At 66.4% G+C, this 16,904-nt stretch carries 10 protein-coding genes and 3 pseudogenes; 6 read left to right on the forward strand and 7 right to left on the reverse strand.

What is annotated here, in order from left to right:
• Positions 1 to 86: 86 nt before the first annotated feature.
• Entirely contained in the window at positions 87 to 1,889 is a 1,803-nt protein-coding gene (ltrA, locus tag OG972_RS48435; protein ID WP_266993500.1) for a group II intron reverse transcriptase/maturase, read from the reverse strand.
• Between the two features lie 764 nt (positions 1,890 to 2,653).
• On the opposite strand from ltrA (OG972_RS48435), the gene OG972_RS48440 reads away from it, so the two are divergent.
• Positions 2,654 to 3,220, forward strand: a complete 567-nt coding sequence (locus tag OG972_RS48440; protein ID WP_266992207.1) for a hypothetical protein — start codon at positions 2,654 to 2,656, stop codon at positions 3,218 to 3,220.
• On the opposite strand, the gene OG972_RS48445 is transcribed toward OG972_RS48440, so the two are convergent.
• From OG972_RS48445 to OG972_RS48460, 4 genes and pseudogenes are all read right to left on the reverse strand, one after another.
• On the reverse strand, positions 3,138 to 3,968 hold the full coding sequence (locus OG972_RS48445; protein WP_266992208.1) for an IS5 family transposase: 831 nt from the start codon (positions 3,966 to 3,968) through the stop codon (positions 3,138 to 3,140). The genes OG972_RS48440 and OG972_RS48445 overlap by 83 nt on opposite strands.
• Before the next feature lie 418 nt (positions 3,969 to 4,386).
• Positions 4,387 to 5,805: a group II intron reverse transcriptase/maturase gene (gene ltrA, locus OG972_RS48450; protein WP_266993502.1), complete on the reverse strand. Its 1,419-nt coding sequence runs from the start codon at positions 5,803 to 5,805 to the stop codon at positions 4,387 to 4,389.
• 617 nt (positions 5,806 to 6,422) lie between these two features.
• Positions 6,423 to 7,301, reverse strand: a pseudogene (locus OG972_RS48455) (transposase); the annotation flags it as partial.
• 47 nt (positions 7,302 to 7,348) lie between these two features.
• A pseudogene (locus OG972_RS48460) lies at positions 7,349 to 7,615 on the reverse strand (DDE-type integrase/transposase/recombinase); the annotation flags it as partial.
• A gap of 528 nt (positions 7,616 to 8,143) precedes the next feature.
• On the opposite strand from OG972_RS48460, the gene OG972_RS48465 reads away from it, so the two are divergent.
• Both OG972_RS48465 and OG972_RS48470 read left to right on the forward strand, forming a co-directional pair.
• Positions 8,144 to 8,944 (forward strand): SAM-dependent methyltransferase, encoded by an 801-nt coding sequence (locus tag OG972_RS48465; protein WP_266993504.1) that lies wholly within the window; start codon positions 8,144 to 8,146, stop codon positions 8,942 to 8,944.
• 427 nt (positions 8,945 to 9,371) lie between these two features.
• Positions 9,372 to 9,569 carry a hypothetical protein gene (locus tag OG972_RS48470; RefSeq protein ID WP_266993506.1) on the forward strand — a complete coding sequence of 66 codons (198 nt, stop codon included), beginning with the start codon at positions 9,372 to 9,374 and terminating at the stop codon, positions 9,567 to 9,569.
• Between the two features lie 871 nt (positions 9,570 to 10,440).
• Here OG972_RS48470 and OG972_RS48475 read toward each other — a convergent pair.
• Both OG972_RS48475 and OG972_RS48480 read right to left on the reverse strand, forming a co-directional pair.
• Positions 10,441 to 10,800, reverse strand: a pseudogene (locus OG972_RS48475) (NUDIX domain-containing protein); the annotation flags it as partial.
• Positions 10,801 to 11,476: 676 nt separating this feature from the next.
• Entirely contained in the window at positions 11,477 to 12,571 is a 1,095-nt protein-coding gene (locus tag OG972_RS48480) for an IS630 family transposase (protein WP_266993508.1), read from the reverse strand.
• Between the two features lie 450 nt (positions 12,572 to 13,021).
• Here OG972_RS48480 and ltrA (OG972_RS48485) point away from each other — a divergent pair, with 450 nt between their 5' ends.
• The 3 genes from ltrA (OG972_RS48485) (at position 13,022) to OG972_RS48495 (ending at position 16,821) form a co-directional block, all read left to right on the forward strand.
• Positions 13,022 to 14,788 (forward strand): group II intron reverse transcriptase/maturase, encoded by a 1,767-nt coding sequence (ltrA, locus tag OG972_RS48485; protein ID WP_266993510.1) that lies wholly within the window; start codon positions 13,022 to 13,024, stop codon positions 14,786 to 14,788.
• Between the two features lie 56 nt (positions 14,789 to 14,844).
• Positions 14,845 to 16,098 carry an IS256 family transposase gene (locus OG972_RS48490; RefSeq protein WP_266993708.1) on the forward strand — a complete coding sequence of 418 codons (1,254 nt, stop codon included), beginning with the start codon at positions 14,845 to 14,847 and terminating at the stop codon, positions 16,096 to 16,098.
• Between the two features lie 126 nt (positions 16,099 to 16,224).
• Entirely contained in the window at positions 16,225 to 16,821 is a 597-nt protein-coding gene (locus OG972_RS48495; protein WP_266993512.1) for a hypothetical protein, read from the forward strand.
• Positions 16,822 to 16,904: the final 83 nt, after the last annotated feature.

Here is a 16,904-nt window from a genome sequence, read left to right on the forward strand (position 1 = left end):
GGCCGATGAAGAGTCGGGTAGCGGGGACGCATTACTGCGTCCCCGCCCCCTCAGAACCGTGCAAGCAGCTATTCACCGCACACGGCTCAAGCAAGCCCCAGAGGCTCGCCGGCAGGCAAAAGTGCTGGACTCGTCATCGCGGCGGCCCCATTTCGCCGTTGGCAATGGGTGTGGAGGAGACGGAGTCGTTGACCGTCCGGCGTGCTCTCGTCCGGGAAAGCGATGTATTGCTTGGAGATCGCTTTCCGAATGATGACCCGCCACGCTTCCCATTCCTGCGGGCTTTGTGGCGGGTGGTCGGCGTGCAGCAGGAGCCCTCCGCAGATCGAACAACGGCCGTGTTGTGCCTGTAGGAGGCGCACGGTCATGGCGTCGACTGGCAGAGGGGTTCCCTTGCGTCGCCGCTGAGCCCAATAGGATTCCAGGGCAGGATCGTCCGGGGACGCCTTCCCCTTGACCAACTGCTGCCGGACTATCTTCGTCCAGGAGAACTTGAGCAGGTAGGCACCGCTGTCGCGGTCACCGAACACCCACCGGTCCTTCCTGGACCTGTTGAACCGGCCGAAGTACTTGTCGGATATCCAGTGCTTCGGCTTGTTCGGGTGGCTGTGCTTGGCCCACTTGTAAGCGAGCTTCCACATGTGATTGTCCAACGCTGTGAAGATCTCGCTGGACACCACCGTCCGGTAGTAGGCCGACCAACCCCGCACGATCGGATTGATCTTCTTGAGTACCGCACCGGCGTTGGCCCCTCGCAGGGCCACCATTTCGATGCTGAGCCGTTCCCGTAGCCGTCTCTGAGCCGCTTTGCTCGGCTTGATCAGCAGTTTGTCGTGATAGCGGCGGACGTTGAATCCCAGGAAGTCGAATCCGTTCTCCGCGTGGACGATTCGTGTCTTGTCCTCGTGGAAAGCGAGTCCCCTGGGCGTCAGCCATGCAGCCAGCCGTTCCTTGACCTGCTCGGCCTGTTCACGGCTGGTGCACATCGCGACAAAATCATCTGCGTACCGCACCAGCACCGGGCTGCCGCTTTGTGCACTCCCGGCATCTCTGCCGGTGGTGTAATAGCGGACCCCTGCGGCTTCCTCCATTCCGTGCAAGGCCACGTTGAAGAGCAATGGGCTGATCACCCCGCCTTGCGGAGTTCCCTTCTCGGTCGGGGCGAACCGACCGCGATCCACGACCCCGGCCTTCAGCCACTGACGGACCAGTCCCCGGGCGGGGAAGGTGCCGAGAGTAGCCATGAGCCGATCATGATCGATGCGGTCGAACGCCGCCGTCAGGTCCGCGTCGAGCACCCACGCACGCTGCGGGTTCTTCCCGTTGAGCGTGGAGTAGATGGCCCCGATCGCGTCGTGACAGCCGCGGCCGGGCCGGAAGCCGTACGACTTCGGCTCGAACCGCGCTTCCCACTCGGGCTCCAATGCTCCCAATGCCACAGCTTGCAGGCACCGGTCAACAATCACGGGAATCCCGAGTCCGCGCTTCTTCATGGTCCCCGGCTTGGGGATAAACACCCGCTTGACGGGCTTGGGAATCCACGGCCGGGCACGGTGCTGAACCCAGTGGGCCAAAGCGGCCTTGGACTGGGAAAGCAGCACCACCTTTCCGTCGACTCCCGCCGTCGCGCGTCCAGCATTGACCTCAGTGACCCGCCGCACGCTCAGGAGCGTGTTCGAGCGGGACCGGAGCATCAGCTTCTGCAAATTGCGGACCTTCTTCAGGTCCCCTGCCTGCGATGCCGTGAAGATTCTCTGCCGCAGACGCCGTACGTCCTCCTCGACCCGCCGCCAGTCAATCGACGCCCAGTCCAAGTCTTCGCCCTCGGGTCCGTTCACCGGCACAGAAGCAGTCGGAAGGGACGAGGCCGGTCCGTCCGCTATCTGCATGGCATCCAACTTGCCCCTCGGTTCCGTCGTCGTCGTTCAGTGATTCTGCACAGGCTCACCCGGCCCACGTCAGCACCCTTTCGGATCCGGGCAGTTCACCCGTATCCGGACGGTTATGCGGGGCGACCGGCGGAGAGTCCGATCGTCTGCCCCGGGTTCCCGATTCCTTTCGGCTTCCGGCATTGGCTTGTTGGGCCGTCCTGTTCCCGCTGGGGAGTTGAGCCTTCCTTACGGTCGGCTGACCAAGCCAAAGCGGCCCGGACCCCAACGGGGTTTCCACGTTCCACACGAATGAGATACGACCGGGGTGGGTGCTCCCTTTACCCCGAGGCGGCGGTGTCCACCTGGCCGGAGTGACCTCTACCGGCCAGCGCCTGCCGCTTCTCAACGGCTAGCCATGCACCCCACTCACGCATTCCATCGGCGGGGCTTGGGATCACGAGGCATCATCGGGAGTTCATGTACTTCACCCGTCCGGTCTTCCCCTTGCCGGTAACTCCCGGATGGAACGGAAGTCCTTGGGCTTTCCCCTGAGCTTCGCACCACGCCGTTACCGGCATCGCACGTCAAGGGCGGGGACAGGTCATACGGACACGGACCCGTGACTGCACCTACAGCTTCATCAACTGCCTCTCCAATCGGTCAGTGCGTTGTGGCAAAGGGAGTCCCTGTTCGATGAGCAGGGGCTTCTTCGTGTGCGGGGCATGCTCGTGGAGCGGTAGGGGCAGGCGGCGGACGGCTTGTTGTTGATCGAGGAGGTTGCGATGCCGTCGGTGCTGGGGCTGATGGAACGGCGTGAGGCGCGGGCGAGGCAGGATCTGGAGTCCTGGACGGAGGTCCTGGAGCAGGCTCAGGTGGAGGTGGATGCCGCGCGGGAGCGGGTCGAGCGGGCCCGGGTGGGGCGTGAGGAGCTCGTGTCGGTGCTGGCCGAGGAGAGCACTGTGGATACGCCGGTGTCCGTGCCGTCCGGTGGTGGGGTGGCGACAGCTGCGGGGTCGAGCGGTTCCGGCGCGGGGCACGGCGAGCGGCCGCCGGCGTGGCGGTCGGGCATGGGCGAGGAGGTGCTCAGCGGTGTGTATCGGGAGGTGTTCGCCGCTGTCGTGGCCGCTCCGGGGCCGGTGAACGGGGTGGAGTTGACACGGGCGGTGGGCCGGGAGGCGGAGGTCAAAAACGAGGTGGAGAAGATCCGTCACCGTGCCTATGTGCTGGAGAAGCGGGGCTGGCTGGTGCGGGCGGACGACGGACGGTTCACGCCGGCGCCTGGGGCTGTCGCTCGGGCCGCTTGTCCGGCCAGCGTGGAGCGTCCCCGGCCAGGCGCCGGGACAGCCTGATCACGGCTGCCCACCACACCATCTGCTGGTGGTGGTCGGGGCGGCGTTCGTGGTCGCGGTTGAGGCGGCGTGAACGGGACAGCCAGCTCAGCGTGCGCTCGACCACCCACCGGCGGGCCAGTACGACAAATCCGCGTTGCCCGTCGGACCGGCGCACAACCTCGACCCGGACTCCGTGGCGGGAGAACGCCGCCGCCAGCGCCGGACCCTGATAGGCGCTGTCGACCCACACCAGTTTCAGCAGCCGGCCCGGCTCGTCCATGAACGCCTCCAGCAGCGCGGGGGCAGCCTTGGAGTCGTGGACGTCCGCTGTGGTCACGGTGACCTCCAGGAGCAGGCCCTCGGTGTCGGTCAGGACGTGGCGTTTGCGCCCGTCGCGTGATTTCCCGCCGTCGTACCCGCGACTGTCCTCACCCACGGTCTCGGAGGCATCGACCGACTGGCTGTCGATGATCCCCGCGCTGGGCTCGGCGTTGCGTCCTTTGCGTTCCCGCGCCGATCGGCGCAGGCGTTCGTACAGCTCACGCACGTAGTCGCAGGCACGCCAGCGGCGGAAGAAGTCGTAGACCGCCCGCCAGTACGGGAAGTCGACCGGCAGGGCCATCCACTTCACGCCGTTGTCGACGAGGTAGCGCACCGCGTCGAGCATCTCGCGGTGGCAGTACGCCTCCGGGCGCCCGCCCCGCTTGAGGAGCCAGGCCGGCACCGGCATCGCGGCGCGGACCTCGGCCCACTCCGCATCCGTCATGTCACTGGGATAGCAGCCTGCCCGCCGCCCTGGAGCGATCGAACCGAACCGGTGCACGTAGCAGTCACACCCAGGGGTGACCGTGGTGGACGCAGGCACCGAGTTACTGCTGAACTGACCGGGCAACGGGCTTCCTTGGTCGTGCTGGGTGTCGTAACCGCGTCACTACCAAGGGGCCCGTTCTTTCATGCCCGCAGCCGCACCCGAACCTCCGTCCGGATGACCACCCGCGCCGCACACCTCGAACAAGATCCGGTTTGCCACAACGCACTCAGTCCACTCAAATTCGGTGAGGTCGGCCCGGAGCGCCCTGCCAGCGTCACCGCTGGTGGGTTTCTCCGAGCCGCCTCCCGAACCCGCCGTGCCTATTACTAGGCAACGGGCTCTCCACAAGCCCCAATAGGTTCGTGATGGGACCTCATGCCGCGCTCGGCCACGGCATTGGGATGCGGTTGCCCCGGTAGTAGTAGCGCTTGGTGCGCACTTTGGCGGGGTCAAACATCCCAGTATCACCGTCAGCCGGCCAGATACCGTAGCGTCGGCGTAGCTGCTTCCACGGCGTACGTCGATGCTTGCGCCTTTCCCACCTGATGACCTCCTTCCACAGGTAGGACCGCAGGTAGTTGAAGGTCGCCTTCGAGCATCCGTGCTTGAAATACGCGGTCCATCCCCGCAGCACCCGGTTGAGCTGATGCAGCAGGTCTGCGAGCGTCAGATTCGTGTTCCGCCGACAAATCGTCTTCACCTTGGCCATGACGGCAGCCAGTGCCTTCTTGGCCGGATAGACATAGACGTACTGCTTGCCGGTGCCTCGCTTCCGGTGGCGCTGGATGCGCCAGCCGAGGAAGTCCAGCCCCTCGTCGATATGGGTAATCAGGGTCTTTTCCGGCGACAGGCGTAGGCCCGTCGTGGACAAGACCCCTGCGATCTCTTCCCGCAGAGCCTCCGCGTCCGCCGCGGTGCCCGCCACGAGCAGGCACCAGTCGTCCGCGTACCGTACAAGACGGTAGTTGGGCAGACCTTGACGACGTCGCTTGGCCCTTCCATACGGGCTGGCACCGGGACCGCCCGGCCCTTGGGCGACGTACTCGTCCAGGACCGAGAGAGCCACGTTACTCAACAACGGGGAGAGAATTGACCCTTGCGGAGTTCCAGCGTTGACACCCGCAAGCGTGCCGTCCTCATCGAGGACGCCCGCCTTCAGGAATGCCTTCACCAGGGCCAGGACACGTTTGTCACCGACTCGATTCCGCACCCGGTCCATAAGGGCGGAATGCGAGATCTCATCGAAGCAGGCTTTGATGTCACCTTCCACGACCCACTCATAAGAGCGGGAAGCGAAGTGGTGCACCTCGGCCACCGCGTCATGAGCACGGCGGTTCGGACGGAACCCATAAGAACATGGGAGGAACTCCGCCTCGAAAATCGGCTCCAACACCAGTTTCAGAGACGCCTGGACAACCCGGTCACGGATGGTCGCGATCCCCAGATAACGGACCTTGCCGTTGGATTTGGGGATAGCGCGCCGTCGCGCCGGGAGAGGCTGGAAGGTACGGGCCTTGAGATCTTCCCGAAGTTCCGAGAGGAACCCTTCCACCCCACGCACGGACTCGATGTAGTGGGCGGTCTGGCCGTCCACTCCAGCCGTGCGCGCGCCCCTGTTGTTCCGCACCCGATACCAGGCGACCAGCAGGAAGCCTGGATCGGCGGCGAGATTGTACAGATCATCGAACCTGCGATGAGGGTCATCACTGGCCCAACGGTGCAGCTTGGTCTGGATCTCCAGTACCCGGCGTTCCGCCTTGAGTAAGGCGTACTCCAGCTCATCGGTATTCACCAACGTCCTCCTGGCATTCCGGTATCCGTACTGCAGACTTGCTGGCCCCCTTGGCCGTGTACGAGCCTTTCGCTCGCTCTGACTACTACGGGGCCTCCGCCCCATCCCGCTCCTTCGACGGACAACGCATCTATCCCCCCGCCCCGGATGGATTCCGGGCTGTAGGAACGACGCGGGATAGTTCCCGTGTTCACTGAAAACCGGTTGATCGGCTTGGCATCCAGCTCTGCTCCGGCAGCATCGCCACGGTTACGCCGCAGACCTTCACCGTGGCCTCCCCACTGACATCGCATACCAGCTACGGAGTCGGCCGCTCTATTCGAGCGGCTGTGCGCTGCATCCCGGCCCATATCCGCCAGATTTGAGCCGGTGACACGCTTACGGAGCTTTACCACTGGTTCCTCTCGTATACCGTCCGATCTCGCTTGCCGAACCCAGCCCATCTGGCAGTTCCAGACTGTCTCGGCTTTGTCAGCGCTGCTTTCCGCCCGCCCCAGCGTTTCCTGGTTTGGACTGCGCTCAGCTCCTGCTGGACTGCTGCGACAGCCCAGCGAGGAGGTCTTGCACCTCCTACGGTTTTCAGCGCCTCACGGCGCACTGCGACTTCGTGTCGCACGGTCGCCCTCCCAGTGGCCGGGGACCGCCCGGTCCTCCGCCTCGGCCGGCCGCTGACTGATCAGCACGTCCTCGGTGACGAACTTCTTTCCCCGGCCGGAGGTGCGAGCCCGGGGCACCCGCAGCGCACGGCCGGTGCGCAGGCAGGCGACCAGCTCGCGCTTGAGTGCTCCGCGGCCCTGGATGTAGAGGGCCTGGTAGATCGCCTCGTGAGAGATGCGCATGGACTCATCATCGGGGAAGTCGACCTTGAGCCGGTGGGAGATCTGCTGCGGACTCCACGAGTTGACCCAACGGCGGTCCTGGCGCCTCGGCTTGTTCCGTCCCTTCCACGGCGGTGCCGCAGGTCCCGGCGCCGGCATGCCGTCCGGGCGGTGGATCTCTCCGGCCAGGCGGTCCTGGACGTACTCGTGCAGCCGCTCGCTGCAGGCAAGTTTGGACGGCTTCGGCCGCCGCGCGGCCAGCTCGGCCTTCCACTGCGCGATCGACGCCCGGTAGGCGAGTTGTCCGCTGCGGGTGGCCGCATTGCGCCGCAGTTCCCGCGAAACAGTGGACGGGTGCCTGCCCAGCCGACGGGCGATCTCTCGGACCCCGCTGTTCTGAGCCTTCAGCACAGCGATCTCCTCGCGCTCTGCAAAGGAGAGATACCTGCCCGACACCGGGCCCAGCTCGATCGACGGCATACCGCCACGTTCCCGGAACCATCGCGAGCCGACCGGCCCCGACACGCCGCACGCGATCGCCGCGTCCTCGCTGGTCAGCCCGTCAGCGATCTTCTTCCAGAAGGCACGCTCCACATCCCGGCGGACCGGTGGCCTGCCCGGAGACCGCATCGCCGGGCGCCCCGTCACCGCCGTCGTCCACCCTGCCGGTCGCCCCATCGGACACCTCCATGATCGAGGTGTTGCGACGACCGGTTGAATCCACCCTGCGACCCCGCGTCCGAGTGATGTATCAACTCGCCCTGTGCGTGCGGGAATCCGTCCCGGTCGCGCTGCCACAGCGCCATCTCCAGGGCGCCCAGGACGAGCCTGGTCTCCTTGGTGGTGGAGGCGGACCAGCCGACGATGCGACGGGAGAAAGTGTCCACGACGAAGGCGACGTAGACGACCCCGTTCCAGGTGGCGACGTGCGTGAAGTCGGCGACCCAGCAGCGGTTGGGGGCACTGGCGACGAAGTCGCGGTCGAGGAGGTCCGGGGCCCGCTCGGCGGCCTGATCGCGGCAGGGACGCAGATCCTGCTGACTGGCAGGCCGCGGTCCGCTGTTCTCAAGACGTCCCTGGACGCGCGACGGGACGCGCGGCGAGAGTTGGACCCCCGCTGACCTCTTCATCCCTGAGGGCCGACAGCCGCCAGCTGTCGGCCCTCAGACACGACCTCAAGTTTCAACACGCTGAACTTGACAGGGGATGGCCGGCACAAGGGCCTATCACTCGGCGGGCGGCTCAAGCCAAGGCCGGTCCGAGTGCCTGGTGACGCCCGAACAAACTGCCGAGCTCTTCCGGGCGCCGGTCTCACCCCGGTGATCCTCGACAGCCTGATGCACGGTCGGCACGAGTGCACCGCGCGCTCTTCCCGGACGGGGTGCGCCCCGTTCTGCGTCCGTGCCCGACAAGGGAGTTACTCCCTTGTCGGGCTGGTGCGGACGATGCTGGTGAGGAAGCATGGGCGTGCGCGGTACGAGTGCCGTCCGCGCAACCGATGTGTGACACGAAGAGGGCCGATGACTGACGAGCAAGGCATCCGGACGCCGGTGGACGGAATCGAAACGGGCACGCCGCATTCGGCGCGGGTGTGGAATTACTGGCTGGGTGGCAAGGACAACTACGAGGTGGACCGTCGGCTCGGGGCTACGATGGAGGAGCTGTACCCGCAGATCATCGAGATAGCGCGCGCCTCGCGGGCGTTCCAGGCGCGAGCGGTGCGCTTTCTGGCCGGTGAGGCCGGGGTGCGCCAGTTCCTGGATCTCGGCACAGGTCTGCCGACCGCGAACGCGACGCACGAGGTCGCCCAGGACGTCGAGCCGACAGCACGCATCGTGTATGTGGACAACGACCCGATCGTCCTGGCTCACGCGCGTGCCCTGCTGACCAGCCGGCCTGAAGGGGCGACGGACTATGTGCACGCGGACCTGACGGACGCGAAGACTGTGTTGCGCGAGGCCGCCCGGACGCTGGACCTCGACCGGCCGGTGGCCGTAATGGTGCTCTCGACGCTGGGACACGTTGCCGACTCGGGCGAGGCCGCGGCGCTGCTCCGCAGCTACTTGGACGCGCTGCCCGCGGGCAGCTACTTGATGCTGTGCGACACCATCGAGACTCCGGAGACGCAGGCCGGGTCCGACGAGTACGCCAGTGGCGGCGCCATGCCGTACATCTCGCGTCCCAGGGAGGTCATGGGGACCTTTGCGGACGGACTCGAGCTGGTGGAGCCGGGCTTCGGCTCGATCAGCCTGTGGCGCCCCGAAGAGCCTGTCGTCGGCGAACCGGTCGACCAGTGGGGATTCGTGGCCGCCAAGCGGTAGCTGCCTCCGTTCCGCCGAGGCCGTGGGCGCAGCCAGCAAGGGCCCCTGCCCCGTCGCCGCGGCGGCCTCCCGGACGTCAGCCTCCCCGTGCTGACGTTGCCCGGCAAGAAGGCCGACGCGGTACCGGCCGCCGCCCCGGTCCCGCCTGGGCGGTAGGTGCGCCACACGCCGTACATCGGACCGGTGAACGGGCCCTTGGAGTACGAGTGCTGCTCCCCGGGCCACGGGCGTAAACCGGGGCTCGGTGCGCGAAACTTGCCGCCCGTCCGCGAGGGCACGGGCAGGGTCCTGGCGGTGACGGGGCGGCGGTCGCCTCGTCAGCGCCCGACCGGTCGCGGTCAGCAGCCCCGGCGGTCAGCCCCCCTCGTGGCGGGGGATCAGGTCGGCGGCCCGCGCCCCGCGCGGCACGTACGGCATGCCGACCGATGTGCGCGTCCTGATTCAGGGCTGTGCCCCGGGCGCCGAGTACAGCGTCGAATCGTTCACCCAGGACGGCAGCACGGCGCATCTGTGCGCCACCGCGAAGGCCGTGACCCAAGGCACGCACCGGGTAGAGATCGGCCACAGCCTGCCCGCCGTTCTGCCCCCAGCGGTTGAGCGGGCCGTGTTCGCCGAGGTGGACTAGGCGATCGTCGCGGTTGGCATCCGCAACGGGGCATCCCATACCGAGGTCATCGTCGGCCCGGACGGCATCTGCACGGTCATCGAGATCGGTGCCCGCCTCGGCGCCGGCCAGATCGGCTTCCTCCTCCAGCACGTGCTGGGCATCGACCCGTGGACGGCTCTGCTCGACACCTCCCTGGGCCGGCCAGCCAACCTCGCTCCCACGCGCCACGGTTACGCCACCGTACGGTTCCTGAGCAGTCCTCGGTCCGGGCGGCTGGCATCGGTGACCGAACTTCCCCCGGTCGGACCGGGCGTTCCCTTCGTCCGCCTGCGCAGGTCTGTCGGCGCGCGCGTGGACAGAGCCCCGTCAATAGCCACCGGCTGGGCTCCTTCGTCGTCACCGGCCCAGACGCCCAGGCCGTGAACGAGCGGGCCGATGCGCTGTCGCAGCAGATCCGCGTCGCCGTAGAGCCGCACACGGACGCCAATCCACTCCAAGCCCCCGTCAGCTCGGACAGAGCGGGCCGATGAGCAGCCGTCGCACCCCGCCTGAGACTCCGGGTGCTCTCCCTGCTCCGGTGATCACCGCCGACTGCTTCCCGGTACCGGACCTGCTGCTCCGTACCAACGACCCAGCCGCCCAGCACACCGTCCGCACGTTCGCCCACCAGCAGGCCGAGGCAGCGCGATCCCTTCACCAGGCCCTGACCACCGCGCTCCGCGCTGCGCGCGACATCCATGCCCGGGAAGCGGCATTCACCACGGCGTTCATGGCGGCGGAGGACTGGAGGTACCAGGCCGCGGCAGCCAGCCCGCACAGCGACGACCGGTACAGCCCCCGCTGGGCGGACCGCTTCCGCGCTCCGGTCACCGACGACAACCGCGCGCGCCTACCGGGGCGGCGGCGCCTCACCCACGTGCTGGCCGCCCTCCAAGTGTGCGGTCGTGCCGGACAGCCGCGCCCGCAGGGCGGCGAGAAGGATCTGCGCGTCGACCGGTTTCATCCGCTGCTCCACCTGTGTGGAGTCGACGAACTCGAAGCCGGCCAGCTCGCCCGCGGGGGTGCACACCGCCCCGATCTCCCCGTCGGTGAGGGTGCCGCCGTCGAGGATGTAGCGGACCTCGCCGGGCATCCGCATGCCCGGGTCGATGTCGGGGTGGTCCGGGGGCAGCCAGTGCACGGCGAGAAGACGTCCAGGTTCGCGCGTCAGGCCGAGCTCCTCGCCGACCTCGCGCCGGCAGGCCTGAGTAGGGCTCTCCCCGGGGTCGGCGGCGCCGCCGGGCGCCGGCCAGGACTCCGGCGCCGGCCGAGGCGAACGGCCGGGCCCCGGAGACCAGCCACGTCGAGGTCTGCTGAGCCCGCCCCTGCAGCTCGGGCGGCGTCAACTGCTGGCGCACCGAGCGCTGCGTCGTGCCCGCACAAGTCGCGGCCGCCATCTGCACGGTGCCGGTGAGCGCGAGCACCCCCAGCCACCCGGGACCGGAATGGGCCAGGAGAGCAATGCTCAAGACCTGTGGATCGGCCTCGGGAGGGGTGCTTCGCGAAAAGCGGAGGGCGTACCTTCCCGAGTGATCGATTGATGGTCACCGAGTAGACCCGCGTTGCACCGCGGGTTGGGAAGGCACGCCCGGTGCGACGTGAAGTCACATCGCACGCAGAGTCCGCAGGGGAGGAGACGTGTCATGCGGACCTGACCAGTGATCAACGGTCAGTCCCCAGCCTCCGGTGCGCCGGGAGTAATCCCGGGGTGCTGAGCGGAGGTGGTCAAGCCCAAGGGCTCGCGGGCCATTCGCAGGCTACAGGCGAAGGGGAAGTCCGGACGGGTGAGCGAAAGCGAACTCTCGTCGACTCGTCGTCAGACTTACACCGCTCAATGGTCAGCACTCGGCGGTGGAATCCTCTAGTGTCTCGTGATCCTGTTCATGTCAGTTCGAGTTGTTATTAACGAGTTTCTTCACGTTGGTCGCGACGAGTCGCACCTTCGCGAGGACCTCGCCGGCGGTCGCGGTCCAAGTGAACGGTTTCGCTGTCGTGTTCCAGGAGTTGATGTAGTCGCGGATCTGTTTGATCAGGACGTTGACGCTGGAGAACGTGCCGCGGCGGATGGACTGCCGGGTCAGGATTCCGAACCAGATCTCGATCTGGTTCAGCCACGAGGAGCCGACGGGAGTGAAATGGAAGTGGACGTGCGGGTTCTTGACCAGCCACTCCTTGACCTCCGGGGTGGTGTGCGTCGAGAGGTTGTCCAGGACGACATGGATGTCCTTCCCGGCGTGCGGTTTCACCGCCTTCTTCAAGAAGGCCAGGAAATCCTTGCCGTTCCGGGTCGGCCTGCACTCGCCGAGCACTTCACCAGTGGTGACGTTCAGGGCGGCGAACAGGTTCGTGGTGCCGTGCCGGACGTAGTCGGCGGTGCGCTTCTCGCTCGCCGCGAAGGCGACCGGCAGCACCGGCTGGGTCCGGTCCAGCGCCTGGATCTGCGTCTTCTCGTCGATCGAGAGGACCACCGCGCCGCCCGGCGGGGCCAGATACAGGCCGATCACGTCGGCCACCTTCTCCGCGAACGCGGGATCTTTGGAAATCTTGAAGGTGCCGGACCGGTGCGGCTTCAGGCTTTCCTCGCGCCAGATGCGCGCGATGTAGTGCCAGGACACGGTGATGTTCTCGGTTCGCTCCAGGTACTTCGCCAACTCCCGTGTGGACCAGTGCGAAAGCCCCGTGCCGTCCGGCGGCGTCATGCGCGTCAGCGCGATCACTCGGGACCGCACCCGCGCCGGTACCTGTTCCCGTGCGCCACCGGGACGCTCCCCTTCCAGCCCGGCCAGTCCGTGCTCGGCATAGCGGGTCTTCCACCGGTCCACGGTCGGCAGCGACACCGCGAGCAGCTCGGCAATGTCCTTGCGCCGGCGCCCCTCACTCGACCACAGCACGATCCGGCCCCGCGTAGCAATGTCCGCAGGAACGTCCCGGCTGTTCAACAACTCCCGCAACTCGGCGGCCTGTTCCACGGAGATCTCCACACCAAGAGACCCTGTCACACAAGATCAAGTAACGCTGACGGAATCACGAAACACTAGGGCTGGGAAGCCCGGCGCGGCAGGTCCCCATCGGGAAGGGACCTGTAGGTCACCGCGGAGGACGGCGGAAAGGGAGCACCCCACCCGGGCGCAACTGCACGATGTGGAACACGGAAACCCCGTACGGGTCCGGCCTCGTCAGCCGGTAAGCCGAAGGTAACGGAGGTCGAACCCCCGTGCGGGAACAGGATGGTCCAAGAAGCGAACGCCACCAGGGCGAAAGCCCAGGGGAAACGGCCGCCGACCAGGAGTCCCCACCTGGCGGCTCATAACCCGGTGGACACCAGCCTGTGGCTGGAGCCGAAAGGCGGCTGACGTGGACCAGGTAGGCCATGAAGAGACGATGGGCAAGCACTTGTACCGAGGCGCAAGTTGGACTGAAGGGAGGCTGCGGTGACCGAACTGGCCATCTCTGAACCCCGGATGAACGGACCCGAGGGCGACGCCGAGTTCTGGCACAGCATTGACTGGAGCCGAGAAGAGACGTCTGTAAAGCGGCTGCGTCAGAGGATTTTCAGGGCTGCCCGCGAGGGTGACATGAAGCAGGTGCGCAACCTGCAAAAGCTGATGCTGCGGTCCAGGGCCAACACGTTGACGAGTGTCAGGCGGGTCTGCCAGGTCAGCACCGGCAAGAAGACGGCGGGAATCGATGGGCAGAAGGCTTTGTCTCCGGAGAAGCGGGGGAAGATGGCGCGGCAGATACTTGCTGACCCCATGTCCCACCCCCGGCCCGTGCGTCGTGTGTACATCCCGAAGGCGAACGGCAAGAGGCGCCCTCTGGGTATCCCGGTGATCCGGGACCGGGTCGACCAGGCCAGGTTCAAGAACGCTCTTGAACCGGAGTGGGAGGCCAGGTTCGAGGCCAGGAGCTACGGCTTCAGACCAGGCCGGGGAGCTTGGGACGCCATAGAGATGATCTTCAATGTCGCTGGGCGGAGGACCGCCAAGCGGCTATGGGTCCTCGACGCCGACCTGTCAGCCGCCTTCGACCACATCAGTCATCAGCACCTCATGGACTCCGTCGGCCTGTTTCCGGGACGACGGCAGATCCAGGGATGGCTGAGGGCTGGGGTCATGGAGGACGGGCGGTTCGTCTCAACGCCTGAAGGCACTCCGCAAGGCGGCGTCATCAGCCCGCTGCTGATGAACATCGCACTCCATGGGATGGGTGAGGTCATCGGGGCGAACCGCCCTTGGAACGCCAAGACGACCTCGCCGGCTCTGGTTCGGTACGCCGACGACTTCGCGGTGTTCTGCACCACGGAGAACGAGGCGATCAAGGCCAAGCAGGATCTTGCCGCATGGCTCGAACCCCGTGGTCTCTCCTTCAACGAGGAGAAGACCAGGGTGGTTCACCTCTCCAGCGGGGTGGACTTCCTCGGGTTCAACGTCGGCAGATTCCGCGAGAAACTGATCATCAAGCCGAGCCGGGATGCCCTGCAGAGAGCCCGGAAGAGGATCAGTACCACGGCCAGGGAGAACAGCGGCTCGCCCACTGAAAGCCTGGTCGGGGCACTGTCACCGTTCGTGCGTGGCTGGTCCACGTACTACCGGACTGTCTGTTCGAAGGAGACCTTCAACCTACTGGACGCCCACACCTTCGAGGTCCTGAAACGCTGGGCCATGCGACGGCATCGCCGCAAACCCTGGGGATGGATCAAACGGAGGTACTGGGGCACGTTCCAGCCAGGCAGGTCCAGCAAGTGGGTGTTCGGCACCCCCGAGCACTACTTGCCGCAAGCCTCCTGGATGCCGATCCAGCGACACACCCTGGTCAAGGACGACGCGTCGCCCGATGATCCGGAGCTGGAAGAGTACTGGGGGAACCGTCGACGCAAGCGGATACAGGCCGTGGGGGAGCCCAAGAAGATCCTCTCCCTCGCCTACCGTCAGCGGGGGCTCTGCCCCAGGTGCGGACTGGATCTGATCGACGGAGCCGGGTTCGACCCGGACGACGTTCAGGACTGGGCCAATTGGTTCACGGGGAGCCTCCGGGCGATCCACGTGCATCATCTGACCTACCGCAGCAAGGGCGGCAGCGACCACCCGAGCAACCTGGAGCTGATCCACACGACCTGTCATCGCCAGGCACACGCTGGCGACCGGAAGCACGACACCCACCGGCAGCCACAGGCCAGCTTGAGCCGGATGCGGGGATGACTCGCACGTCCGGTTCTGAGGGGGCTCCGGTGCAGCAATGCCCCGGAGCTACCCGACTGCTCAGCGTAGTCAACAACGACGGAACCACCGAGACCGGATCGCTGATGGACGACATCGTCCGCGAGGGCGCCCGGCGGATGCTCGCCGCGGCCCTGGAGGCCGAAGTCAATCAGTACATAGCCGAGTTGGCCGGCGAGCGGGACAAGGTCGGCCGACGTCTGGTGGTTCGCAACGGCCATCATCGCGAACGGACGGTGACCACCGCCGCCGGGCCGGTCGCGGTGAAGGCGCCCCGCGTGAACGACAAGCGCGTCGACGTGGAGACCGGTGAGCGCAAGCGGTTCTCGTCGAAGATCCTCGCGCCGTGGTGCCGCAAGTCCCCGAAGGTCAGCGAGGTCCTGCCCCTGCTCTACCTCCATGGACTGTCCTCCGGGGATTTCGTGCCCGCGATGGAGCAGTTCCTGGGCTCCTCGGCTGGCCTCTCGCCGGCGACGGTGACCCGGCTGACGAAGCAGTGGACCGACGACCACGCCGCCTTCCAGGCCCGCGACCTGTCGGACTCCGACTACGTCTACGTGTGGGCCGACGGCGTCCACCCCAAGGTCCGCCTCGGCCAGGCCCACTCCTGTGTTCTGGTCCTCATGGGCGTGCGCCCCGACGGCCGCAAGGAACTCATCGCACTGGCCGAGGGGCTGCGCGAATCGACCGAGTCGTGGGCGGATCTGCTGCGTGACTGCCGCCGACGCGGCATGCGCGATCCCGAACTCGTGGTCGGTGACGGCGCGATGGGACTGTGGAGGGCCCTCGCAGAGGTGTTTCCGCAGGCCAGGCACCAGAGGTGCTGGGTTCACAAGGTCCGCAATGTCATGAACGCGCTACCGAAGTCGGCTCAGCCGGGCGCGAAGAAGGCTCTGCAGGAGATCTACAACGCCGAGGACCGCGACCACGCCGAGAAGGCGATCAATGACTTCGAGCGCGCCTACGGAGCGAAGTGGCCGAAAGCGGCCAAGAAGGTCACCGACGAGGCCGACGAGCTCCTCGCGTTCTACGACTTCCCCGCCGAGCACTGGGTGCACCTGCGCACGACAAATTCCATCGAGAGTACTTTCAGCACCGTGAAATTGAGGACCAAAGTCACCCGCGGGGCCGGCAGCCCGGCCGCGGCGCTGACGATGGTGTTCAAGCTCGTCGAGTCCGCTCAGGCCCGCTGGCGCGCGATCACTGCACCCCACCTCGTCGCCTTGGTCCGCGCTGGCGCCCGCTTCGAACTCGGACACCTCGTCGAACGCCCCGAAACCAACGCAGCGTGAACCTCGGCTGGACGACAGGAACGAAAATTGTTCGCAGGACCCGGCATACCTCCCAGACAATGCCCAGGCCCCGACCACGGGGCACGACATGGGAAGATCCAGTTCGACGGACAAGGGGTGGACGGTATGGGGCTCGACTACAGCTACGAAATCATCGTGCCTGCCCAGAACGTCGCCAGGGCGCTGGTCGAGCTCACCGAGCTGGCGCCGCCAACCCGTCGAATGATGCCACTCACCGTCACCATGCCCGGCGGTGACCAGGTTGTTGTGCCCTTCACATCCAACTTCAAGAGCGAGCCGGTGGATTGCTCCATAAGCGGCAGGCTTGAACTCGACACCTCAATCATGTTCGGCGTAGACGACGCAGTGCGCGAGTTCTGCGGGGACCGTGACTCCGAACCCGACGAGTTCGGGAGGGTTGCGATTGGGTACGTCTACCTCACGGTGCAGTTCGCGCCTGCGCCGCACCCTCGCTTCGCGTCGCTAGCGTTTACCGCAGCCACGTCGGGGATGAGCCGGCTGTTTGAGCGATCCGCAAGCATCAGAGCCGTGTTCACCAGCCTCACCGCCGCCAGCGGCGGAGTGTGCTGTCTACTCGACACCGAGAGCGACACCTTCCAAATATGCTGGCTGAACGGTCAGCCGATCCAAGACACGGTTCCCGGCGCCCGCTTCGCCGACTACCGTGATCTTGTTGCAGTGTGGCCCGGCCACGACCAGTGAGGAGCATCTCACCACAGGCCCATGGGCTACTGGCCGAACGCGGAGGAAGCCGCCGCGTTCGAAGCATTATGAGACGTCGACCC

This window comes from Streptomyces sp. NBC_01669 (assembly GCF_026339735.1).
Classification (GTDB): domain Bacteria; phylum Actinomycetota; class Actinomycetes; order Streptomycetales; family Streptomycetaceae; genus Streptomyces; species Streptomyces yanii.